This window comes from Embleya sp. NBC_00888 (assembly GCF_045207655.1).
Taxonomy (GTDB): Bacteria; Actinomycetota; Actinomycetes; order Streptomycetales; family Streptomycetaceae; genus Embleya.
The window spans coordinates 1116491-1137864 of the sequence record NZ_CP108785.1 but is presented as its reverse complement, the minus strand read 5'-3'; the positions used below and the strand labels follow the sequence as shown (position 1 = coordinate 1137864).

Below are 21374 nucleotides of genomic sequence, written 5' to 3'. Positions count from 1 at the left end.
CACCAAGACGCCAGGACGGCAGGCATGCATCTCGACGACGACGACACGCTCGTGTTCATCGGCGACTCCATCACCGACGCGGGCCGCGACCGTGCGGATCCCGCATCGCTCGGCGAGGGTTACGTCCACGAGATCGCGCGGAGTCTGCGCGAGCGGGCGCACGACGGATCCGGCCCCCGCGTCGTCAACAGGGGTATCAACGGCCACCGCGTGTACGACCTGGAATCCCGCTGGAGCACCGACGTCATGGACCACCGGCCCACCGTCGTCACGGTCAAGATCGGCATCAACGACACCTGGCGACGCTACGACCGCAACCTCCCCAGTCCGGTCGACGAGTTCGAGGCGTGCCTCGACCGCCTGCTCGCGGCCACCGCGCGGAAGCTGTCCGCACGGCTGGTCGTCATCACCCCGTTCCTGCTTCCGGTCGGGCCGGACCAGGAACGCTGGTTCGAGGACCTGTCGCCGCGTACCGACGCCGTCCTGCGGGCCGCTGCGCACAACGGAGCCCAAGTGGTTCGCGCGGACCTCGTGCTGCCCCGCGCGGCGCAGGACCGGGAGCCGGCGGAGCTGGCCCCGGACGGCGTCCACCCGAGCCCTCTGGGGCATCGGCTGATCGCCGACGCCTGGCTCGCCGAGGTCGCTCCCACGGCCCCGGACGCACGGCGGTAGCAGCGCCGTGGGTCACCATCACCGGAGCGTCGGAAGCGCGCTCGCGTCCGGGCAGATCCTGGACCCGGCGCGCGGTCACCGCCCGGCCGGCCCTCCTCCGGGGCCGGCTGCGGATGGAGCGGTGGTCGACGAAGTCCGCGACCCCGTACCGCTTTACGAGCTCGGACGCCGGGTGCGCCGAGTCTGCGTCGTCGAGCCGCGGACGACCAGCTTTACCGGCAGGGTCATGGGCTTGCCGGTGCGCGGTGCCGGGTTGCCGCGCGAGGACAGCAGCGCGTCGACGGCAGCCCGTCCCTGGGCGCGCAGCGGGGCGGCGACGGTGGTCAGGCCGGGCCGGACGATGCGGGTCGGGAAGATGTCGTCGAAGCCGACCACGCTGACGTCCTCGGGAACTCGCACGCCGCGTGCCTGGAGAGCGAGCATCGCCCCGATCGCCAGTTGGTCGTTGTAGGCCACGACGGCGGTCGGCAGGTCCTCGGGGAGCGCGTCGGCGGCTTCGCGACCGCCTGCGACCGTCGGCGCGAACGGGCCCACGCGCTGCACCCGCATGTCCAGCCCGGTCGCCGCCTCGCGCAGGCTCCGCAAGCGCATCCCGTCCGCCCAGGAGGCCTCCGGACCGGCCACGTAGGTCACCGTGCGATGACCCAACCGGGCCAGATGTTCCGCGGTCACGAGCATGCCGTGCGGGTTGTCGAGGGTGATGCTGGGGACGTCGGCGACGTCCCGGTTGAGGACGACCACCGGCCGCTGCTTGGCAGTCATGCGGATGGCCGAGTCCGACAGTCGGGTACCCGCCAGTACGAGTCCCTCCACGGCGGGCAACGCCCTTTCCAGACTGGCGCGTTCCACCCGGTCGGACTCCTGGGCGTCGATCAGCAGGAGGACGAAGCCGGCCTCGGCGGCGGCGGACTCGGCTCCCCGGATGATCTCGGCGTAGAACGGGTTGGTCACGTCGGAAACCACCAGCGCGAGCATCGAGGTGCGGCCGGTGGGCAGTCCCGACGCCAACGGATTGACGCGGTAGCCGAGCTCCGCGGCCACCCGCCGGATGCGTTCCGCGGTCGCCGCGTTGACCCGACCCGGCCTGGCGAACGCCCGGGACACGGTGGACGCGGCCACCCCTGCGGCCCGGGCGACGTCGTAGATCGTCGGTGCCTTGCTCCCGCCGGTTGCGGCGGTCGGCGCGTCGTCACGCTCGCTCACCCGATCTCACTTCCGTATCTCGTGGGAATGCCGCGGGTCTGGGGCGGCGACACCCGGCATCGGACGACCCTATGGCTGCCCATGGGATGGGTGGGAGGCAGCGCACTGTACTCCGTTTCGACGCCGGCACCCCGGCGTGGCCGTCGTCGACCGGCTACGCCGCGGGCCACCCGGCTGCCCGAACAGCGGTCCCCGCCGAGGGGTGCGACAGGTACCCGCGGCGGCGCGGATTCAGGCGGGTTCGGGGGCGAGCGTGTGCGGGGTGGGGGCGCTGGAGGTCAGGCCTGCTTGCTGGGCGGCGGTGGTGGTGGCGGCGAGGACGGTGTGGACGGGAAGGCCGAGGCGGGCGGCGAGGGCGGCGGCGGGGGCGAACTCGGGGGTTGCCTGGAGGATTCTGCCGCACCGGTGGCCCACCTTGACGGGGAGGCGGCTGCCGAGGACGTCCACGTGGGTCCAGCCTCGTTGGAGTTCGGTTTTGCGGACCGGCCGTTCGCGTACGCCCAGGGTGGTGGTGAGGCGGAAGACGGCGTCACGGAGGGGTTGGGCGCCTTGCGGTGGGCACAGGACGGAGAGCGTGTGCGCGGGGCGGCCCTTCTTCATGAGGATGGGAGTCAGCCAGGCGTCCGAGGCGCCGGCCTCCATCAGGGAGGTGAGGACGCTGGGCCACGCGCGCGGGTCCAGGTCGTCGACATTGGTTTCCAGGACGACGGCTTCCGAGGCGTCGGAGGCGTCGGAGGCGTCGAAGGCTGAGTCGAGGGTCGTGGCAAGGGCCGGGGCGCCGAGGAAGACGCGGGTGACGTTGGGGCGTCCGGGAGTGTCGCGGCTGCCGGCCCCGATGCCGGTTCGCTCCAGAAGCAGGTGTGGCAGGGGGGAGCACTCGCGGGCCAGGGTGGTGAGCAGCGCCATGCCGGTGGGGGTGGCGAGTTCGCCCTCGCCGCCCGCGAACACCTGCCACTCGGCGGCGAGTTCGGCCACCGCTGGGGCGGGGACGGGAAGTTCGCCGTGCGCGGTGGTGACGCGGCCGGCGCCCAACGCCACGGGACCTGCGGTCAGATCGGTCACGGCGAGGTCGTGCAGCGCGGCACAGACGCCGACGACGTCGGCGATGGAGTCCCAGGCACCCACCTCGTGGAAGTGCACCTCTTCCGTCGTGGTGCCGTGTACGTGTGCCTCGGCGACGGCGAGACGGGCGAAGGCGGCGAGTGCCGACGCGCGGACCGGATCGGCCAGGGGCGCCTGCTCGATGAGGCGGCGTACGTCACGCCACGTTCGGTGTGCGTGGTCGTCGTCGCTCGGCGTCACGTGGATCCGCGTCGCCCGCATACCGGCGCGGGTGACCTGTGTTTGCGCGAGGCGTACCTCGCCGGGGACCACGGCCTCCACCGCGGCACGCACGGTGCTCAACGCGGCCCCGCCGTCGACGAGGGCGGCGAGCAGCATGTCCCCGGCGATGCCGGCGGACGCGTCGACCCACGCGGCCCTCATGGGCGCAACCGATGCAGGACCTCGCCGGCTTGCGGCACGACGAGTGTGTCCGGGTCGGCGTCGAACGCGGCGAGGTCCACCGCGGAGGGGTCCAGATGGCCGAGGTTCGCCCCGCGGACGACGTCTTCGGGAATGCCGGTCGCGAGGGTGACGGTCAACCGGCAGCGCTCGCCGCGCTCTTCGTCGTAGGTACCCGCGCCGCGCAGGTGTGTGGAGTGCGCCAGGACGCCCCAGTGCAGGTGCTTGAAGCGGTCCCACTGCTTGGTGAAGTAGTCGCGGCAGTGGTAGCCGATCTCCTCGATCTCCGGGTGCATCGCGGAGATCGTCCGCACGTGCGGCGCGTACAGGATGACCTCGCCGCCGTCCGCGACGACCGGTTCGAGCTTGTAGAAGCCCTTCGCCGCGGTCCAGATGTCCTCGTACTTCTCCGGGATCACCGACAGCACCCGCCGCACGGGGGCGTCGAGGTAGCGGACGTGGACCTGCGCGGACACGTCGGCCGCCGCCGACCAGGCCGCCTCCGGGGTCCCGTACGCCATCGAGTGCAGCGCCCCGGTGCCGGATTCGACCACGACGCACAGCGCGCGCCTGCGGCTCGGGATCAGTGCGGCGGCCTCGTGGATCAGCGCGCGGACCGGGGTGATGCCGCGCGTTCCGATGATCTCCGCGTTGGTGATCAGGGCCCCGAGCCAGTGCGACAGGTCGATGATGTCGGCGCCCGCGACGCCGGGGAAGAAGTACTTGTCACCGCCGGAGAAGCCGACCACCTCGTGCGGGAAGACCGGGCCGACGATCAAGGCCACGTCGTGCTCCACGACGGCCCGGTTGAGGCGCACGTCGACCTCTTGGCGCAGCAGCCCGCCGGACAACTCGGCCACGCGCTCGGCGCCGATCGTGCCGACCGAGGCGAACGTCGACGGCTTCCACCACTCGTGGTTGAGGACGGTCATGCCCGGCAGCGGCGGGATGTGGGCGGCCAATTCGGCCTCGCCCATCGGCGCGTGCGTACCCAACGCGACAAGCACCGTCAACCGGGAGACCCGGCCGTACAGCGCCTCGTGCACCGCGGCGAGCAGCAGCGGCAGCGGGCAACTACGGGTGCCGTCGGGTACCACCAGGCATACGCTCCGGCCGTCGAGATCCTCGTCGGCCAGTTGTTCGGCGACGAAGGCTCGCACCCGGGCCTCGGGGAGGACGGCGTCCGGCCCACCGATCTGTGCTGTCATGGCGGCCAGAGGACCATGGCGTGCGACGCGGTGCAAGTGCCCAGGGCAACACATGGCAACCGGTTGCCGCGCCGGGCCGACGGCAACGAACATGCCGTCATGCCAAGCCTCCGCTCCGACCGGCTACTTCCCGTCGACCCCGGTGTGTGGGCCCTCGCCCCGCACTGCGACGAGACGGTGCGCGACCTGCCGATCCCGTCACCGCACCGGCTCGACCGGGACGAGGCATGCGAGGCGGCGGCGGAACCGGTGAGCGTCAACCCGCGAAAGGTCTTCGAACTGTGACCGCCCAACCCGCGACCCGGCCCTTGTCCCGCGCGGTCGACGGACGCCCCGCCGCGCCGGTGCGCATGCTCCACCTCGGCCTGGGTGGCTTCTTCCGGGCCCATCAGGCCTGGTACACCGAGCACGCCGGCGACGCCGACCGGTGGGGGATCGCGGCGTTCACCGGGCGCAGTACCGCGATCGCCGAGCGGCTGACCGCCCAGGACGGGCTCTACACGTTGGCCACCCGTGCTCCCGACCGCGACCGCTTCGAGGTGATCGGTTCGCTCACCTCGGCGCACTCCGGCGGCGACCACGCCGCGTGGCTGGACCACTGGCGGCGGCCGGAACTCGCGGTGGTCACCCTGACGGTCACCGAGGCGGCGTACACACGCGCCCCCGGGGGCGGCCTGGACACCCGACGCGCCGATGTGAGTGCCGACATCGCCGCACTCCGCGCCGATCCGAACGCCCCGGTATCGACCGTCGCCGCGCGGCTGCTGGCCGGGCTGGCCGCCAGGCGGCTCGCGGGCGGCGGCCCCGTGGCAATCGTGCCGTGCGACAACCTGCCGGGAAACGGCGAGGTCACCGCACGGGTGATCGGCGAACTGGCGGACGCGATCGGGCGCCCCGGGTGGCGCGACGCGGCCGCGCACGCCTCGTACGTCGGCACCATGGTCGACCGGATCACCCCGTGGACCACCGCGGACGACGTGGCCGCCGTCCGCGACGCGACCGGGCGCCGCGACGAAGTGCCCGTCGTCACCGAGCCGTTCACCGAGTGGGTGCTGCACGGCGAGTTCCCGGCCGGGCGGCCCCGCTGGGAGGACGCCGGTGCCCGCTTCGTCGCCGACGTCACGCCGTACGAGGAACGCAAACTGTCGCTGCTCAACGGCGCCCACTCGCTGTTGGCGTACGCGGCGCCGTTCCGCGGGCACGCCACCGTCGCCGAGGCCGTGGCCGATCCGGTCTGCCGGGTCTGGGTGCGCGAATGGTGGGACGAGGCCTCGGCCCACCTGGACTTCCCCGAAACCGCGCTGGCCGCCTACCGGGACGCGCTGACGGCCCGCTTCGCGAACCCGCGCATCCGGCACACCCTCGCCAAGATCGCCGAGGACGGAGCCCAGAAGATCCCGGTGCGTATCCTTCCGACGCTCTACGCCGAGCGGACGTCCGGGGCGATGCCGCCCGGCGCGCTCCGCGTTATCGCCGCGTGGCTGCTGCACCTGCTCGGAAGCAACGGGATCCCCGTACGAGATGCCGCGGCCCCGGTCCTTGCCGGATCACCGTCCGACGCCGCGCACGCCGTGCTGGCCTTCCTCGATCCCGCCCTCGCCCGAGACGCCGAACTGGTCGAGGCGCTCACCGCCCGCGCCTGGGAACTCGCCTGACCGAAGGCGTCGTCATCGGCGTGGACGTCGGGAACCTGGGACATCCCCCGGACCGACAAGTATCAGCAGGAGGAGAAGCACGTCATGCTCCCGGGACTGTCCGACACCGACAGCGAGGCCGCCGACCGCGTCGGAACACTGCTGCACACGCCCGGACGGCTCGGTGTGGCCTTCTCCGGGGGAGTGGACTCCTCCGTGCTGTTGGCCCTGGCCGTCCGAGCGCTGGGCGCCGACCGCGTGGTCGCGGTGCTCGGCGTCTCGCCCAGCCTCGCCGCGGACGAGCGGACGGCAGCCCTGCGAGTCGCCGCGAGGATCGGTGCGCGCGTGGTCGAGGTCGCCACCCATGAGGGCGACCTGCCGGCCTACCGGGCCAATGGCCCCGACCGGTGCTTCCACTGCAAGGACGAGTTGTTCGCCCGCATTTCCGCGGAGGTGGTCCGGGCGCACGACCTGACGGCCGTCGCCTACGGGGAGAACGCCGACGACGTGGTGCGTGCGGACCGTCTCGGCGGCAGGGCCGCCGTGCGCCACCGGGTGCTGCGCCCGCTCGCCGACGCGGGCCTGGACAAGGCGGCGGTCCGCCGGATCGCCGCCGCGCTGGGCCTGCCGTGCGCGGACAAACCGGCCGCGCCTTGTCTGGCCTCGCGGATCCCGCACTTCAGCGAGGTCACACCGGAAAAGCTGAGACAGGTGGAGGCGGCGGAACGGGGCCTGCGGGGGCTGGGCTTCAGCGACTGCCGGGTCCGCCACCACGGCGATGTCGCACGGATCGAGGTGCCCGTCGCCGAGATCGCTGCGCTCGCGGGCGACCTGCGCGAAGAGGCTCTGGCGGTGGTCCGTGCCGCCGGGTTCCGGATGGTCGCCGTCGATCTCGCAGGCATGCAATCGGGCGCTTTCACGCTTTCCCTGATCGGAGTCCGCCATGGCTGAATCGTTCGCACGTCTCGACCACGACCGGATCGACCGTAGGGGATATCCGGAGGCGATCTTCTGCGAGGGGAAGACCCCGGACCAGGTGGGCGCGATCGCCGTCGAGCTGCGCGAGCGCGGCCGGGCGGTGGCCCTGTTCACCCGCGCCGGTCCCGAGCACGCGCGGGCCGTCCTCGCCGAACTGCCCGACGCCCGTCACGAGTCGGACGCCCGGTTGCTGGTGTGGCCGCCCGAACCGCCCGCTCCGGAGGGAGGTCTCGTGGTCGTGTTGGCGGCGGGCACCTCCGACCTCCCGGTGGCGCTCGAGGCCGAACTGACCGCCCGCTATCTGGGACGGCGCTGTGAGTTGGCCGTGGACGTGGGAGTTGCCGGGCTCCACCGCGTGATCGGCATGCTCGACCTGCTGCGCTCCGCCCGGGTCGTGGTGGTCGCCGCCGGCATGGACGGTGCGCTGCCCAGCGTGGTGGCGGGGCTGATTGCCGCGCCCGTCGTCGCGGTGCCGACCTCGGTCGGCTACGGGGCGGCCTTCGGCGGCCTGGCCCCCCTGCTGTCGATGCTCAACGCGTGCAGCCCCGGGGTTGCGGTCGTCAACATCGACAACGGCTTCGGGGCCGGGCACCTCGCCGCGCAGATCGCGGCACCGCTCACGCCGGCGGGCGGCGCTCCATCGTGGGGGTCGGACGGCCGGGAATGAGCCCCGCGCCGTGGCCGGCTACCCCCGGCGGATTCGAGGACCCGCCTCGACCCGAGATCCAGCCTCGATCCGAGTTTCAGCGCCGGCCCGAGGTCTGTGATCGAACGCGAGGTCCGTGATCGGAAGCGAGGTCCGTGGTCGGACGTGAGACGGGCGGCAGACCGCGCAGTCGTCCGCACACCCGCGGCATTCCGATATGCCGGCCCGTCTCGATCCGTGTCGGCGGGGGTTTTCTCCGTCTGGGCGGCAGGGCGCTCGGTCCCACGCATGGCCCAAGTCGTCGACAGGCCTTGCTGATCGGCGCCTGTGCCAACACCCGCGACACAAGCTCTCGCGGCAACACATGACAACCGATTGCCGTGGCCTCCGGCCGCGGACAACCATGCGGAGTATGCCCTCCTCACTCCATCCCGACAGGCTCTTGCCGGTCGACGCACAAGCACGCGCCGTCGCCCGCCGTCTCTACGAAGCGGTCCGCGACCTGCCGATCCTGTCGCCGCACGGTCACGTGGACCCGCAGTTGCTGGTCGACGACAAGCCGTTCAGCGATCCGGCGAGTCTGCTGATCTCCTCCGATCACTACGTCACGCGCCTGCTGCACGCCTGCGGTGTCCCGCTGGACGAACTCGGGGTAGGGCAGGGGCCACTGTCCGAACAGCAGGGCCGCCAGGTGTGGCGCTCGATGTGTGAGCACTGGACCGCGTTCCGAGGGACCCCTGTCCGCTACTGGATGGAGGCGGAACTCGTCGAGATCTTCGGCGTGACCGAGCGGCCCGCCGCGGCCACGGCCGACCGGAGCTACGACCGGATCGCCGCGCGGCTGGCCGAACCGGCTTTCCACCCGCGGGCGTTGTTCCGTCGCTTCGGTATCGAGGTGCTGGCCACCACCGACGACCCCGCGGACGATCTGGCCGCTCACCGGGCACTGGCCGCCGACCCCGAGTGGACGGCGCGGGTCCTGCCCACCTTCCGACCCGACCGCTACCTGGAACCCGGTCAGGGTTGGGGAACGGCCGTGGCGCGCCTGGGCGAGGCCGCGGACATCGACACCTCGGACTACGACGGCTACATCCGAGCGTTGGAAGACCGACGACGCCACTTCATCGCGCACGGCGCCACCTCCGCCGACCACAGCCACCCGGACGTGGGCACCGAACCGCTGACCCACGGCGAGGCCGCCCGCATCTACCGGGCCGCCTTGCGAGGCACGGCGAGCGAAGCCGACGGCGTCGCCTTCCGTCGACACATGCTGCTCGAGATGGCCCGCATGTCCTGCGACGACGGCCTCGTGATGACCCTGCACCCATCCGTGCGCCGCAACCATCACGCGCCCACCCACCACCGGTACGGCCCCGACACCGGTCACGACATCCCGCTGCGCGCCGAGTTCACCGACGCCCTGCGTCCGCTCCTGCAAAGGTACGGAACCGCCGAAGGATTCCACCTGATCCTGTTCACCCTCGACGAGACCGTCTTCACCAGGGAGATCGCTCCGCTGGCCGGGTTCTACCCCTCGGTCTACGCGGGTGCCCCGTGGTGGTTCCTCGACGCCCCCGACGCCATCCGCCGGTTCCGCCGCGCGGTCACCGAGACAGCGGGGTTCTCCCGAACGTCCGGCTTCGTCGACGACACCCGAGCGTTCTGCTCCATCCCCGCCCGACACGACATGTCGCGGCGGCTGGACTGCGGCTATCTCGCCGAACTGGTCGCCGAGCACCGACTCGACGAGGACGAGGCGATGGAGACGGCGGTGGATCTGGTCACGGTCAACCCGCGAAAGGCGTTCAAGCTGTGATCACCGTCCCGACGTCCCGGCCTCGTGCCCGGGCGTCGGGACGGACGAGAACGTGGGGGAACTGCCCGACGGCGCCCCGACGAGCGGGGCGATCCGCGTGGAGGGTCGGCGGCACACCGAGTTCGCGATCGACAACCCGCCTCGGGCGTGGGCGACTTCCCGTAGGCACCCGGATTCGCCCCGCCGCAAGACCCGCCGTCCACTCCGAATCTCCGTGGCCCGCAGACCCGCGCTTCCGATGTATTCCTGATCAGTCGGCGGTATCAGTCGGCGGTTCGTCGGCGTTCGCGAAGGGCCCGGACTCGGCCGCGGCTGGCACAGGCCGGGGAGGGGCACCAGCGGCGGCGGCCGGTCGGATTGGCGAATACGCCCCGGCAGTCGTGTTCCGGGCAGACGGACAGGGCGTGGCGGTCGGCGCCCGTGAGGTGATCGACGGCCTGGCGTGCGATGCGGGCGAGTGCCGCGTCCATCGTTGGCGGGGGCTCGCGGGTGAGCCGATCGGTGACCACGAGCCTTACGGGATCGGTGACTTCGTCGAGGAAGTGGGTCACTGCGGTGGCGGCCTCGGCCGGTGGTGTTGCCTGGGTAACGACCGCGAGGGCGAGAGGGCGCAGGTTCTCGCGAAGGCCCTGGGTACGGCGTACGTCGACCTCGGTCAGCCTGCGGAGCGGTGTCAATTCGCTGTGTTCGACCCATTCCGCCAGCCGCTCGGGCGTGGCGATGCGTTCGACCGGGTGTGCGCTGAAGCTGCGGCCGCGGGTGGCGAGCAGGTTGAGCCAGGTCGCGCCGCAGTCGAACCGGAAGGCCAGGGCGTCTTCGTTGTGCATGGCGACAGCGTAACGCCTCAGGCGTTACGCTGTCGCCATGTAACGGGACACCCGTTACACAGAACGCCGGATGGGCAGGATGGGAAATCATCATGGAGTTGCGTGAGGCGCGCTTCGACCGCGCGCAGGGCTACCGACTGTTGGACGACCTCCAGGACCGGCACACCCAGGAGGCGACGCTCCCCGGCTTGGAGCGCATCGCGCCCGGCTTCCCGGACTGGATCGTGACGTCCCTGTTCGGGGGCACGTATCAGCGCGAGGGTCTGAACCTGCGGGATCGGCAACTGATCAACCTGGCCGCGCTCACGGCGTTGGGCGGAGTCGACCCACAGCTCGAGGGCCATGTCAGGAGCGGCCTGCGGGTCGGGCTGACCGCCGAGGAGATCGTCGAGGTGTTCGTCCATCTCGCGCCGTACATCGGGGTGCCGAAGGCGCTTGCCGGGCTGCGGGTCGCCGCCGGCGCGCTCGCGGCCGCCGCCGAAGACGAGACCGGGGGCGACGCGGGATGAGCGCGATCCGTACCGTGCTCGGCGACATTCCCGCCCCGGACATGGGTGTCACCGACGCACACGACCATCTGTTCTTCCGCAGCCCCGTGTTGGCGGGCCAGGAACTCGACGATCGGCAGGCCGCCGCCGCCGAACTCCGCGCCTTCGGCGGGCTCGGCGGACGGACCGTGGTGCAGTGGACGCCGCGCGGACTCGGTCGCCGTCGTGCGGATCTGGTCGAACTCGCCCGGGAGACCGGCATCCAGGTCGTCTCGGCGACCGGACTCCACCAGGCGGTCCACTACGACCCCGACCACCTCGCGCGGATCCGGGACCGGCTCGCGGAACTGTTCGTCCACGACCTGACCAAGGCGCCGGTCCGGTCGGGGCTGATCAAGGTCGCCGGAGGCTTCCACGGCCTCGACGCGCACGCACGACACGTGATGGTCGCCGCAGCCGAGGCACACCGGGCGACCGACGCGCCCATCGCCGTCCATCTCGAAGGCGGCACGGCCGCGACGCAGGTCATGGACCTGCTGTGCGGAGTGTCGGCGGTACGTTCCGAGGCGGTCATCCTCGGCCATCTGGGCCGCTCGCCCGACACGCGAGCTCATCTGGAGGCCGCCCACACCGGAGCGTTCCTCTGCTTCGACGGCCCCTCGCGTGCTCACCACGCCACCGACTGGCGGCTGTTCGACGAACTGGCCGCGCTCGCCGAAGCGGGCCACGGCCATCAGATCCTGCTCGGCGGGGACACCACGACAGCGACGGCGCGCGCGTCCAGCGGCGGCGGACCCGGCATGCCCTTCCTGCTGCACAGCCTGCGCCCGAGGTTGGCACGCGAGTTCGGGGAAAAGTTCGCCGCCGAGGTGTTCATCGACAACCCCGCGCGGGCGTTCGCCGCGGACTGGGAGTGAGGACTGGTGGGTCCTGCGGTGTTGTCCGGTGGGTGTCGCATCGGGTCGTCCATGCGGCATCCGGAGGCACGGCCTGGATCTGCCTTTGTCCGTAGGGCAGTTGGCGTGTCGTTCCGGCAGTGTGAGCGGAGGAGGTCCTGGGATCGTCCGGCCGAGAGATGGGAACGGCGTGGCCGTCGAGGTGAGACCGCGCGGTTCGGCGGCGGCCGGGACCAGGCGGCGCGGCTCGGCCGGCTCCGGGGCTTCGCCCTTCCCCTGGGACCGCCCCCACCCTCACGGTTCCCCCTACCGGAGGCGCAAGTACCGATCCTGCAGGCGCAAGTGCCATCCTCGCCCCGCCCTTGCGCCAAACGATCTTGTTCGCGCAGAGTGGGGATTCGGCCGTCCCGCCCGATCGGCGACGGCCGCTGCATCCATCGCCCTCCCTGAGGAGCACGACTTGGCCACCTTCGTTCTCGTCCCGGGCATGTGCCACGGCGGATGGACGTTCGAGCCGCTCGCCCGGCGGTTGCGTGAACACGGGCACCAGGCGTACCCGTTGACCCTGACCGGGCTCGGCGCGCGTGCCCATCTGCTCACCTCGACCGTCAACCTGGAGACGCACATCCAGGACGTGGTCAACACGCTGCTGGACGAGCAGATCGAGGACGCGGTACTGGTCGCGCACAGCTACGGCGGCATGGTCACCACCGGAGTCGCCGACCGCGTTCCGGACCGCGTCGACTCCCTCGTCTACGTGGACGCCCTCGTCCCCGGCGACGGCGACTCGTGCTGGAGCCTGGTCCCCGCCGAGCGCGAGTGGTACCTGGAGTCGGGCGAGACCGGATACGCCGTCCCGCCGCTGCCGTTCTTCGACCCGCGCGCCACGGCCCACCCGCTGGCCTCGCTCATCCAGCGACTGCGGCTGACCGGCGACGGCGACCTGGCGCGCTTCCGGCGCCGGGACTACGTGTACGCGACCGGATGGGACGGCGAATCGCCGTTCGAGTCCCTGCGCGAACAACTGCTGGCGGACCCGCTCTGGACGGTGCACGACGTCGACAGCAGGCACAACGTCATGCGCGACGCACCCGACATCCTGCTGAAGATCCTGCTCGACTCGGTATAGCGAAGCACCCGGCGAAGACCGAACCGCTCCCGCCATCCCCGACGGTTTTCCTTCGGCAGGGTCCCGCTCGTGCCGGCGCCGACCACGACGAACGCGCCCATGCCGCTCACCTTTCCCGCAGATCCACGCTCGCGGTCGGTGCCTCGTTCGCATCGACCTCGCCTCGCATCCGTTCCAGGCGGGCGCGTGTTCCGGCGAGCGCGTCGGAGCCGAGGAGCAGCCGTAGCGGTGGTACTTCGGTGTCCACGGTCGCGGCGATGGCCGCGGCGGCGCGAGCCGGGTCGCCGGGCCGGCGGCCGGAGACGGTCAGCGTGGTCTCACGGCGTTTGCCGGCGGTCTACTCGTAGTCGTCCAGGCGTATCGGAGACTGCTGCATGGATTCCCCCGCCCACTGGGTACGCAGACCGCCCGGCTCGGCGATCGTCACCGCGATTCCCAGCGGTGCGAGTTCCGCCGCCAGGGACTCCGACAGGCCCTCCAGCGCGAACCTCGTGGCGTGGTAGTGGCCGGTCGCGGGGAAGGCGGCCAGGCCGCCGAAGGAGGAGATGTTGACGATGCGCCCCGAGCGGCGGGCCCGCATGCCGGGCAGCGCGGCCTTGAGGACCGTCACCACGCCGTGCACGTTGTACGTGTACTTCCCCCGGCCCGGCAGCACAGAGGACGAAGCGCTGCGCAACCTCACTTGAGAAGACCCCGCCGACTGTGCGGCTTTTCGTACAGAGTCAGCCCCATGGTCGAACGCGAAGGCCCGCGCCTACTGGCGCGGGCCTTGTCGCCGGGAACCACCCCCGCCGACGGGAGCATGCGTTGCCCGTCGCGTGGGGTCGGGCCGGGGCGCGGTCGTCTCAGCCCGGGAACGCGAATCGGTAGCCCTGGTCCTTCAGCCACGGCAAAAGCCGCGCGAGCGCCTCGACGCTCTGGGTGCGGTCGCCGCCCGCGTCGTGCATGAGGACCACACCGCCGGGGCGCAGCTCACGGCGCACGTTGTCGAGGATCGCGTCGACGCCGGGCTTCTCCCAGTCCCGGGTGTCGACCGACCAGCCGAGGGGCTTCATGCCGTACGCGGCCGAGACCTGGCGCACGGTCGGCGACCACGCGCCGCCGGGCGCGCGGAACCAGTCGACGTCGTGGCCGGGGGCGGCCCGGGCGATCTCGTCGCGCGCGGAGACGACCTCGTGCTCGACTCGCGGGGCCGACCGCTTGTCGATCTGCTCGTCGTGCGTGACCGAGTGGTCGCACAGTCGATGGCCGGCGGCGACCACACGGCGCACCAGATCGGGGTGGCGCGAGGCGTTGGGGCCGACCATGCAGAAGGTGGCCTTGACGTCGTACTGGTCGAGGAGCGCGAGCACCTTCGGAGTCCACCGCGGGTCGGGGCCGTCGTCGAAGGTGAGCGCGACCGTGCGGTGACCGGGGTCCGTGGTGCTTCGTACGATGCCCATGGGCACGAGCGGCGGGGGTATGTCCGCGGCCCGATTCGCCGCCGGCGCGGGCGGGTCGGCCGGTGCGGCGTGGCCGGAGCCGCGGGGCGTCGCGGCCGACGAGGGCGCGCCGGGGGTCGTCGACGCGGGACCCGTCGGCGGCGCGGAGGGGCGCGGCTTCGAGGGTGCCGACGCCGACGCCGACGGCTGCGGGTCCGACGGGCCGGGGGCGGTCGTCTCGGTCGGGCCGGTGGGGGACGCGCCCCGCGCCCCGGGGCCGTCCGGTGCCGGGTCCGGGGCGGTCGGCGTGGGCGGATTCACGGGTACCGCCGCTGCCTTGTCGGTCCGGGCGTGCCCCGCGCCGTCACCGGAGCCACACGCGGCGACGGTCAACGCGAGCACGCCGACCACCGCCAGGGCCGGGAGTCGGCGGGCGACTCCCCGACCGGGGAGCGCGGGGGGCCGCACGCGACGGGCGACGGACGGCTGGGACGTCAGGACGGGCTTAGGCACACGAACTCCGGAAGAATCGACAACGGGTCACGCGTGTAGACGCGACTTGATCCGGGCAGAATGTCGACTTTGCTCAGATTCTCCGGTTTCGCGCAACGGGCCACCATGGGTAAACACCCGTGCGACAACCCGTCACCAGGGCTCTCATCTGCGTCGTCCTGAAACCGTCAACCCCACCAATCCCACCAGCACCACCAGCCCCGACCACCGAACCCTGCCAAGTGACCGACGCCACCATCCGACCCGCCCCGCCCACCGCCCCGTCCGCCGCACCACCCCCACCGCCGACCAGGCGCAGGGGACGGCCCGGATGACCGGCTCGGATCAGGTGTGGACGGGTGTGATCCCGGACGTGGCCGGGGCCAGTCGGTACGCGTCCCCCTCACGCCGCACATGTCCGGCGGTGGGCGGCGGAAAGTGGCTGCCGAGCAGGAGGGTCGACGTACCGGCGAGCGAGTCGAGCACCCGGTTGCGGGTCCTGGCGGCGAGTTCGGGTGCGATGTCCACACAACTGCAGAGCGCCGGATGTGACATCTGGACGGGGTGGTGGATGCTGTCGCCGGTGATCAGCGCGGTCTCACCGCGGTCGCTCAGCTCGACCGCGACTTGTCCCGGCGTGTGCCCGGGAGTGGGAAGCAGGCGGATGCCCGGTGCGATGGCCGTGCCCGCGTCCACGACGTCGACGAGGTCGAACAGACCCGCGTCCCGGACGGGATGGACCGAGTCGCGGAACATCTGCCGGCGCGCCTCCTCCATCTCGACACCGGCCCAGTAGTCCCATTCGGTGCGAGCGGTGAGATAGCGCGCGTTCGGGAAGGTGGGCACCCAGTCGTCGCCCTCGGCCCGCGTGTTCCACCCCACGTGGTCGGCGTGGAGGTGGGTCAGGACGACGAGGTCCACGCTCTCCGGTGCGAAGCCCGACGCGCGAAGTCGCGATTCGTAGTCGCTGTCCAGGTCGTGCCAGGCCGGGTTGGCGCGCCGCTTTCCGTTGCCGATACCGGTGTCGACCAGTACCCGCATGCCGTCCACCTCGACGGCGAAGCTGTGGCTCGCCAGGCGCAGGACGCCCTGTTCGTCGGCGAAGTCGGGGTGTAGCCAGGGCGTCCGGGCGACGATGTCGGCAGTCGCCCCGGGCAGCAGCCACGGACCGGTCTGCGGAGGCAGGACCACCTCGTCGATGCGCCGGACGGTGTGGTCGCCCACGGTCCACGAGGGAGCCTTGGGAGTGGCAGTCGGGCCGGTGTGCGAAGCCGTGAGCATCGATCTGTTTCCTTACCTGTTGCGTGTCGCGAGGACACAGGGGACGGGCGTGGCGATACCCGCCGAGGCGGGTGCGGTGTTGTTCGGCACCGGGCCATGGGGAGAGGGACGGGGCGGTGTTCGGCGGCTGCCGCGCAGTACGGGTCGGGACAGCGCCGTCACCGCGATGCCGGCCAGTACTGCCACGCCGGTGGCGTACGCCAGTGCCGCGGTACGCAGTCCGAAGCCGGCCGCGAGGGCCCCGGCCCCGATGGCGGGCAGGCTCATCGCCAGGTAGGCGAGTGCGTAATAGGAGGCGAGGGTGCCGCCCTTCTCCCGTGCCGGGACCGAGTCGACCACCGCGCGCAGCGCACCCTGGGAGACGGCTCCGAAGCCGAATCCGGCCAGCGCCGCCCCGGCGAAGAGCGGAACCGGATCGGCGAGGAAAAGGGCGCCGAGGGACAGGCCGACCGCCGGTATCACCGCGCAGCTTCCGAGGAGGGCGGAGACGTCGGGACGCATCCCGCGCGTGAAGTACACCGTCGGGGCGGCGACGGCGGTCAGGGTGAAGAAGACCATGCCGCCCGCGGACTCGGGGCCGCCGGGGGAGACGAGTCGGGTGAAGGCCGGGCCCAGGGACGAGTAGAAGCCACCGAGTGCCCAGACGGCCACTACGCCGGCACCGTTGAGCAGGAGGGCATGGGCGGCCGCGGGCGGCAGCGCCAGGTGAGGGCGCATCGAGCGCAGTGCGCCGGGACGAGGGCCGGCGGTCTCGGACGTCCATGCGAGGGCGGCGGCCTGCGCGGCGAACAGGGTGATCAGGGCCACGTACACCGTGATCGTCGGATTGGGGGCGAAGCGCACCAGGAGAGTGGCTCCCATGACGCCGGCCGCCATGCCGGTCACGGGAGCGATGCCGTTGGCCAGAGCGGAGCGCCCGGGCCGTGAGGGGCTCTCCAGATCGAGGAGAGCCGCGCCGGCCGCGCCGGTGGCCGCGCCGGTGGCGATGCCCTGCAACACGCGGGCACCGATCAGGGTGGTCAGGCCGTCTGCCGTCGCGAACAGGGCCATGGAGGCGACCTGGACCGCGAGTGCGCCCATCAGGACGGGGCGGCGCCCGATGTGATCGGAGAGGGCGCCGGTCGTCAGGAGCGCGATCAGCAGTGCCAGGGCGTAGGCGCCGAAGACCACGGTGATGTCGAGTGCGGACAGTTGCCACTGCGCCTGGTAGCGCGAGTACAGCGGTGTCGGTGCGCTGGATGCGGCGAGCAGCGCGATCACGATCGAGGCGTGCAACACGAAGGGCAGCCGGCCCGAGACGAAGGTGCGGGGAGACACGAGGCCCGCGGAGACGCTCTGCATGAGGGTCCTTCCCGAGCTAAAAGCAATCCGTTTGCGTTTATTCACCGTAGGTCCTACCGTCACCTAAAGCAAATAGTTAGCTTTTAAGTGGTCGGGTGTCGCGTGCCGCTGCCCGACCCGACGCACCGCACAGATTCGGAAGGACGCCATGACCAGCGCACTCACTCCCCAGGAGGCAGCCCGCGGGGCGCTGCGGGCGGGGCTCCCTCTGGGGGGCGACCGTCACGAAGGGGTGGCCACGACCGCCAACCACATCCACTCCGTCATCACCACGCTGCGCGATCTCGACTTCGGCGACATCCCTCCCGCGGCCTCCTACCGAGCAGGATGGGAGAACATCGATGCAACCCTTTGAGCTGTCGCTCACCGAGGCATCCCGAGCCGTGCGCGCCCGTGAGCTGTCCCCCGTCGAACTCGCCGATTCCGTACTGGACCGCATCGACGCGGTCGAAGGACGGCTCGGCGCCTATGTCACCATCGCCGCCGATGCGGCCCGGGCCGCGGCGCTCCGGGCCGAACGGGAAATCTCCGGCAGCGGACCGCGCAGCCCACTGCACGGAATCCCCATGGGGCTCAAGGACCTGATCGACGCCGAAGGGATGCCCACCACAGCGAGTTCCGACGTCCGGGCAGGGCATGTGGCCGAACGCGACAGCACGGTGGCCGCGCGGCTCGCCGCAGCCGGGGCCGTCCTCGTGGGCAAGACGCACACGCACGAGTTCGCCTACGGCCTGACCACACCCCAGACGAACAACGCCTGGGACCACAGCCGCGTCGCGGGAGGGTCGAGCGGCGGCTCGGCGGTGGCCGTCGCCTCCGGCGGAGCGACATTCGCGATGGGCACGGACACGGGCGGTTCCATCCGGGTTCCCGCCGCCCTCAACGGCGTGGTGGGCCTCAAACCGACGTACGGCCTCGTCCCACGTTCCGGCGTGACGTCGTTGTCCTGGTCCCTGGACCACGTAGGCCCGCTCACCCGCACCGTCCAGGACGCGGCGCTGGTGCTGTCCGCGACGGCCGGCCACGACCCGCGCGACCCGGCGAGCGTGTCCGGTCCCGCGGCGGACCTCTTCGCGGCAGGAGATCTGCGGGGACTGAAGGTCGGCGTACCGCGCAACCACTACTTCGACCGGGTCACTTCCGAGGTGGAGGAGTCCGTGCGCCGCGCGATCGAGCGGCTGGCGGAGCTCGGGGCGGAACTCGTCGACGTCGAGATCCCGATGGCCCGCTACATCCAGGCCGTGCAGTGGGGGCTGATGGTTCCCGAGGCCACCGCCTACCACGAGCGGTCGCTGCGGACCACGCCCGACCTTTACGCCTCGGACGTCCGCATTCTGCTGGAGGCCGGCGAACTCACCTCTGCCGGCGACTACCTCCGCGCCCAGCGGGCCCGCGCGATGATGCGCGATGCCTGGGCCCGCATGTTCGACGCGATCGACGTCCTCGCCGCTCCGACGGTGCCGATGACGGCCGCCAGGTCGGATCAGGGCGCGGTCGAGTGGACCGACGGCACGACCGAGGCCGTGTCCGACAGCTACGTCCGCCTCTGTGCCCCGGCCAACATCACCGGCGTACCGGCTCTGACCCTGCCGGTCGGTCACGACCGCGCCGGACTGCCGATCGGAATGCAGTTGATGGCACGGCCCTTCCGCGACGCGACGGTGCTCCGCGTGGGCCGGGTCTACGAGGCGGCGACGGTCGGCGCGGGGCGGCTCGCTCCGATCGCGGCGTGAGATCCGGGCGGACGTTCCGGCCGGCACCGGTGGCACGGGACGTCCGTCGGTGGCTCAGGCGGCCACCGGCACGGGGACGCGTGGTCCTGTGAGCGGTGACGCCGCCCCCCGGAGTGCCGCCGGCGGGGACGGCTTAGAAGCAACGGATTCGCATTAAGGTGGATCGCATGAGCCCCAAGCCGATGGCCCGCCCCGGCGGGCGCAGCGCACGTGTGCAGGAATCCGTCCATGCGGCGGTGCGTGAACTCGTCGGTGAGGTGGGCCGCGATGCGCTGACCGTCCCGATGGTGGCCGCCCGGGCCGGTGTGACCCCCTCCACGATCTACCGCCGTTGGGGCGACCTGCAGGAACTCCTGTCCGACGTCGCGGTCGAACGGCTGCGCCCGGAAACGGATCCGGCCGACCTGGGGAGCCTGCGCGCCGATCTCGACGCCTGGGCGGAGCAGTTCCTCGACGAGATGGCCTCTCCTCCCGGGCGCGCGTACATCAGGGACGCGCTGCTCGGCGACCCGGACGGTTCCAATGCCGGTCAGTGCTCGGCCTACGCCGCCGAACAGATCGACGCCGTGCTGAACCGTTCGGTACTACGGGGGGAGCCGGTGCCCGACACGGAGCGGATGATCGATCGCGTCGTGGCGCCGATCATGTACCGCATCCTCTTCCGCCCCGGCCGGCTGGACGCCGAGTACGCGCGCGAACTCGTGACGAACGCGCTCGACGGGCCTGAGGGACGGCTCCCGGAGCACGTCGCCGCCGGAGGTCCGGCCCCGGACCCGGCGGGAACCCGACCAGGTGGGGGGCAACTCTAGCTGGGCCAAGACGGCCGTGCCGGCCGGAGTCGGTGTTCGTCTCGAGCGGGTTCGAATCGGCCGGGCGAAGCGCGTGCGTCCGCCGAGAGGGACGTTGTCGTCTGTCGGGAGCCGCGCCGGCCGGATCGGGCCGGACCGGTCAGGTCCGTGAACCACCCCCGCGCGTGGGCCCGTTCGCGGCATACTCGGGCGGCGACCGCCCGGCCCGCGCCGACGGTGATCGCGCAAGGATCCTGGTGACAGGGCCGCCGCGGCAGGCCGTGCCGTCACAACGCCGGGGGCGACGTGCTGATCCTGGACACTGCCGAACTTCCGGCGTCAGAGCGGGCCGAGGCCTACCACGCCGCGGCCGCGGGTGAGACCGGCAGCTGCTCGATCGAGCAGGAGCGGTCCGGCGCGGGAGTGTGGAAGAGACTCGAAGCCTGGAACTTCGGTCCGCTGACTCTGTTCGCCACCCACGGTTCGGGAATGAGCATCCGGCGCACCGCGCACAACGCGCGGTTCGACTCGATGAACACGATCTCGATCATCACACAGAGCCAGGGCCGGGGTGCCTTCACCTGGAACGGCCATCAGCAGTACGTCGGACCCGGCACCCTGGCCCTGGCCCAGAAGAGCGCCGGCTATGAATACGGCTGGTCCGGATCGGGGCTCTCCGTCGCGTTCATGGTCGACGCCGACCGCTTCGGCCTGCCGGAGCACCTGGTCCGCGAGGCGATTCCGCTGCTGTCGAACAGCAGTATCGGTCCGCTGCTCCTGCACCACATCCACGCCCTGCACCAGAACGCCGACCGGCTCAGCGCGGAGGCCGGCGCGGAGAAGCTCGCCTCGGCCACCCTCGAACTCACCCGCGCCCTCATCGTCTCGGTGACCCAGGAAGGACCGGTGCGCCGGAAGGTCGCCGAGGACACCCTCCTCACCAGGATCCTCGCCTACGTCCGCCTGCACCTGGCGGACCCGGAGCTCACCCCGCGGCGCATCGCCTGGGCCCACGGCATTTCCCTGCGGACCCTCTACCGGCTCTGCGAGGAGAACGACTTCAGCCTGGAACAGTGGATCATCCGTCGGCGGCTGGAAGGCTGCCGCCGTGACCTGGCGTCGCCGGAACACGCCCACCGCACCATCGAGGCCGTCGCCCGGTCCTGGGGCTTCGGCAGCCCCGTCCACTTCTCCCGCCGGTTCCGCCAGACCTACGGAACCACCCCCAACGAATGGCGCCGGCGCTCCCGCTGAGCGGCCCGCCGGGCCCGGACCTCCTCCGGCGGCGGAGCGGCAGCCGGAGTTCGGCATCCGGCAC

At 71.8% G+C, this 21374-nt stretch carries 22 protein-coding genes; 13 read left to right on the top strand and 9 right to left on the bottom strand.

Annotation, left to right across the window (positions count from 1 at the left end; all coding sequences use genetic code 11):
- The first annotated feature begins 24 nt into the window (after positions 1–24).
- Positions 25–672: an SGNH/GDSL hydrolase family protein gene (locus OG948_RS39170; RefSeq protein ID WP_331769740.1), complete on the top strand. Its 648-nt coding sequence runs from the start codon at positions 25–27 to the stop codon at positions 670–672.
- A 153-nt stretch (positions 673–825) separates the two neighbouring features.
- Here OG948_RS39170 and OG948_RS39165 read toward each other — a convergent pair whose 3' ends face one another.
- The 3 genes from OG948_RS39165 to OG948_RS39155 all read right to left on the bottom strand — a co-directional run bounded on the left by OG948_RS39165 (position 826) and on the right by OG948_RS39155 (position 4586).
- A complete protein-coding gene (locus OG948_RS39165) occupies positions 826–1875 on the bottom strand; it encodes a LacI family DNA-binding transcriptional regulator (RefSeq protein WP_331769739.1) in 1050 nt (349 codons plus the stop codon).
- Between the two features lie 231 nt (positions 1876–2106).
- On the bottom strand, positions 2107–3360 hold the full coding sequence (gene larC / locus OG948_RS39160) for a nickel pincer cofactor biosynthesis protein LarC (protein WP_331769738.1): 1254 nt from the start codon (positions 3358–3360) through the stop codon (positions 2107–2109).
- Positions 3357–4586: a lactate racemase domain-containing protein gene (locus OG948_RS39155; RefSeq protein ID WP_331769737.1), complete on the bottom strand. Its 1230-nt coding sequence runs from the start codon at positions 4584–4586 to the stop codon at positions 3357–3359. Before OG948_RS39155 ends, larC begins: the two co-directional genes overlap by 4 nt.
- Positions 4587–4685: 99 nt before the next feature.
- Between OG948_RS39155 and OG948_RS39150 the strand changes: the two genes are divergently transcribed.
- From OG948_RS39150 to uxaC, 5 genes are all read left to right on the top strand, one after another.
- Positions 4686–4871 carry a hypothetical protein gene (locus OG948_RS39150; RefSeq protein ID WP_331769736.1) on the top strand — a complete coding sequence of 62 codons (186 nt, stop codon included), beginning with the start codon at positions 4686–4688 and terminating at the stop codon, positions 4869–4871.
- Positions 4868–6241 (top strand): mannitol dehydrogenase family protein, encoded by a 1374-nt coding sequence (locus OG948_RS39145; RefSeq protein WP_331769735.1) that lies wholly within the window; start codon positions 4868–4870, stop codon positions 6239–6241. Before OG948_RS39150 ends, OG948_RS39145 begins: the two co-directional genes overlap by 4 nt.
- Before the next feature lie 84 nt (positions 6242–6325).
- Entirely contained in the window at positions 6326–7171 is an 846-nt protein-coding gene (locus OG948_RS39140; RefSeq protein WP_331769734.1) for an ATP-dependent sacrificial sulfur transferase LarE, read from the top strand.
- Positions 7164–7865 carry a nickel pincer cofactor biosynthesis protein LarB gene (larB, locus tag OG948_RS39135; protein WP_331769733.1) on the top strand — a complete coding sequence of 234 codons (702 nt, stop codon included), beginning with the start codon at positions 7164–7166 and terminating at the stop codon, positions 7863–7865. The genes OG948_RS39140 and larB overlap by 8 nt, the downstream gene beginning before the upstream one ends.
- A 391-nt stretch (positions 7866–8256) precedes the next feature.
- Positions 8257–9660, top strand: coding sequence for a glucuronate isomerase (uxaC, locus tag OG948_RS39130; RefSeq protein WP_331769732.1), 1404 nt, complete (start codon positions 8257–8259; stop codon positions 9658–9660).
- 263 nt (positions 9661–9923) lie between these two features.
- Here uxaC and OG948_RS39125 read toward each other — a convergent pair whose 3' ends face one another.
- Positions 9924–10487: a CGNR zinc finger domain-containing protein gene (locus OG948_RS39125; RefSeq protein ID WP_331769731.1), complete on the bottom strand. Its 564-nt coding sequence runs from the start codon at positions 10485–10487 to the stop codon at positions 9924–9926.
- A gap of 92 nt (positions 10488–10579) precedes the next feature.
- Here OG948_RS39125 and OG948_RS39120 point away from each other — a divergent pair, with 92 nt between their 5' ends.
- The 3 genes from OG948_RS39120 (at position 10580) to OG948_RS39110 (ending at position 13000) form a co-directional block, all read left to right on the top strand.
- Positions 10580–10996: a carboxymuconolactone decarboxylase family protein gene (locus OG948_RS39120; RefSeq protein WP_331769730.1), complete on the top strand. Its 417-nt coding sequence runs from the start codon at positions 10580–10582 to the stop codon at positions 10994–10996.
- A complete protein-coding gene (locus OG948_RS39115; RefSeq protein ID WP_331769729.1) occupies positions 10993–11892 on the top strand; it encodes a phosphotriesterase in 900 nt (299 codons plus the stop codon). The genes OG948_RS39120 and OG948_RS39115 overlap by 4 nt, the downstream gene beginning before the upstream one ends.
- A gap of 439 nt (positions 11893–12331) precedes the next feature.
- A complete protein-coding gene (locus tag OG948_RS39110; protein WP_331769728.1) occupies positions 12332–13000 on the top strand; it encodes an alpha/beta fold hydrolase in 669 nt (222 codons plus the stop codon).
- 106 nt (positions 13001–13106) lie between these two features.
- Here the strand turns inward: OG948_RS39110 and OG948_RS39105 are convergent, their stop codons facing one another.
- The 5 genes from OG948_RS39105 to OG948_RS39085 all read right to left on the bottom strand — a co-directional run bounded on the left by OG948_RS39105 (position 13107) and on the right by OG948_RS39085 (position 17535).
- Positions 13107–13247, bottom strand: a complete 141-nt coding sequence (locus OG948_RS39105) for a hypothetical protein (protein WP_406300546.1) — start codon at positions 13245–13247, stop codon at positions 13107–13109.
- 90 nt (positions 13248–13337) lie between these two features.
- A complete protein-coding gene (locus OG948_RS39100; protein ID WP_406300545.1) occupies positions 13338–13676 on the bottom strand; it encodes an SDR family NAD(P)-dependent oxidoreductase in 339 nt (112 codons plus the stop codon).
- 169 nt (positions 13677–13845) lie between these two features.
- On the bottom strand, positions 13846–14442 hold the full coding sequence (locus tag OG948_RS39095) for a polysaccharide deacetylase family protein (protein WP_406300544.1): 597 nt from the start codon (positions 14440–14442) through the stop codon (positions 13846–13848).
- Between the two features lie 816 nt (positions 14443–15258).
- A complete protein-coding gene (locus OG948_RS39090) occupies positions 15259–16194 on the bottom strand; it encodes an MBL fold metallo-hydrolase (RefSeq protein WP_331769726.1) in 936 nt (311 codons plus the stop codon).
- A 12-nt stretch (positions 16195–16206) separates the two neighbouring features.
- A complete protein-coding gene (locus OG948_RS39085) occupies positions 16207–17535 on the bottom strand; it encodes an MFS transporter (protein WP_331769725.1) in 1329 nt (442 codons plus the stop codon).
- 148 nt (positions 17536–17683) lie between these two features.
- On the opposite strand from OG948_RS39085, the gene OG948_RS39080 reads away from it, so the two are divergent.
- The 4 genes from OG948_RS39080 (at position 17684) to OG948_RS39065 (ending at position 21310) form a co-directional block, all read left to right on the top strand.
- On the top strand, positions 17684–17890 hold the full coding sequence (locus OG948_RS39080) for a hypothetical protein (RefSeq protein WP_331769724.1): 207 nt from the start codon (positions 17684–17686) through the stop codon (positions 17888–17890).
- Positions 17877–19268 carry an amidase gene (locus tag OG948_RS39075; RefSeq protein WP_331769723.1) on the top strand — a complete coding sequence of 464 codons (1392 nt, stop codon included), beginning with the start codon at positions 17877–17879 and terminating at the stop codon, positions 19266–19268. Before OG948_RS39080 ends, OG948_RS39075 begins: the two co-directional genes overlap by 14 nt.
- A 167-nt stretch (positions 19269–19435) precedes the next feature.
- Positions 19436–20077: a TetR/AcrR family transcriptional regulator gene (locus OG948_RS39070; protein WP_331769722.1), complete on the top strand. Its 642-nt coding sequence runs from the start codon at positions 19436–19438 to the stop codon at positions 20075–20077.
- Between the two features lie 285 nt (positions 20078–20362).
- The gene (locus OG948_RS39065) at positions 20363–21310 is read left to right on the top strand and encodes a helix-turn-helix domain-containing protein (protein ID WP_331769721.1); all 948 of its coding nucleotides are present in this window, start codon (positions 20363–20365) and stop codon (positions 21308–21310) included.
- Positions 21311–21374: the final 64 nt, after the last annotated feature.

What these genes read in the sequence shown, in the direction of transcription:
- OG948_RS39170 (WP_331769740.1), top strand. Translation starts at nt 25, where the DNA reads ATGCATCTCGACGACGACGACACGCTCGTGTTCATCGGCGACTCCATC.
- larC (WP_331769738.1), bottom strand. Translation starts at nt 3,360, where the DNA reads ATGAGGGCCGCGTGGGTCGACGCGTCCGCCGGCATCGCCGGGGACATG.
- OG948_RS39155 (WP_331769737.1), bottom strand. Translation starts at nt 4,586, where the DNA reads ATGACAGCACAGATCGGTGGGCCGGACGCCGTCCTCCCCGAGGCCCGG.
- OG948_RS39150 (WP_331769736.1), top strand. Translation starts at nt 4,686, where the DNA reads ATGCCAAGCCTCCGCTCCGACCGGCTACTTCCCGTCGACCCCGGTGTG.
- OG948_RS39140 (WP_331769734.1), top strand. Translation starts at nt 6,326, where the DNA reads ATGCTCCCGGGACTGTCCGACACCGACAGCGAGGCCGCCGACCGCGTC.
- larB (WP_331769733.1), top strand. Translation starts at nt 7,164, where the DNA reads ATGGCTGAATCGTTCGCACGTCTCGACCACGACCGGATCGACCGTAGG.
- uxaC (WP_331769732.1), top strand. Translation starts at nt 8,257, where the DNA reads ATGCCCTCCTCACTCCATCCCGACAGGCTCTTGCCGGTCGACGCACAA.
- OG948_RS39125 (WP_331769731.1), bottom strand. Translation starts at nt 10,487, where the DNA reads ATGCACAACGAAGACGCCCTGGCCTTCCGGTTCGACTGCGGCGCGACC.
- OG948_RS39120 (WP_331769730.1), top strand. Translation starts at nt 10,580, where the DNA reads ATGGAGTTGCGTGAGGCGCGCTTCGACCGCGCGCAGGGCTACCGACTG.
- OG948_RS39115 (WP_331769729.1), top strand. Translation starts at nt 10,993, where the DNA reads ATGAGCGCGATCCGTACCGTGCTCGGCGACATTCCCGCCCCGGACATG.
- OG948_RS39095 (WP_406300544.1), bottom strand. Translation starts at nt 14,442, where the DNA reads ATGGGCATCGTACGAAGCACCACGGACCCCGGTCACCGCACGGTCGCG.
- OG948_RS39090 (WP_331769726.1), bottom strand. Translation starts at nt 16,194, where the DNA reads ATGCTCACGGCTTCGCACACCGGCCCGACTGCCACTCCCAAGGCTCCC.
- OG948_RS39085 (WP_331769725.1), bottom strand. Translation starts at nt 17,535, where the DNA reads ATGCAGAGCGTCTCCGCGGGCCTCGTGTCTCCCCGCACCTTCGTCTCG.
- OG948_RS39080 (WP_331769724.1), top strand. Translation starts at nt 17,684, where the DNA reads ATGACCAGCGCACTCACTCCCCAGGAGGCAGCCCGCGGGGCGCTGCGG.
- OG948_RS39075 (WP_331769723.1), top strand. Translation starts at nt 17,877, where the DNA reads ATGCAACCCTTTGAGCTGTCGCTCACCGAGGCATCCCGAGCCGTGCGC.
- OG948_RS39070 (WP_331769722.1), top strand. Translation starts at nt 19,436, where the DNA reads ATGAGCCCCAAGCCGATGGCCCGCCCCGGCGGGCGCAGCGCACGTGTG.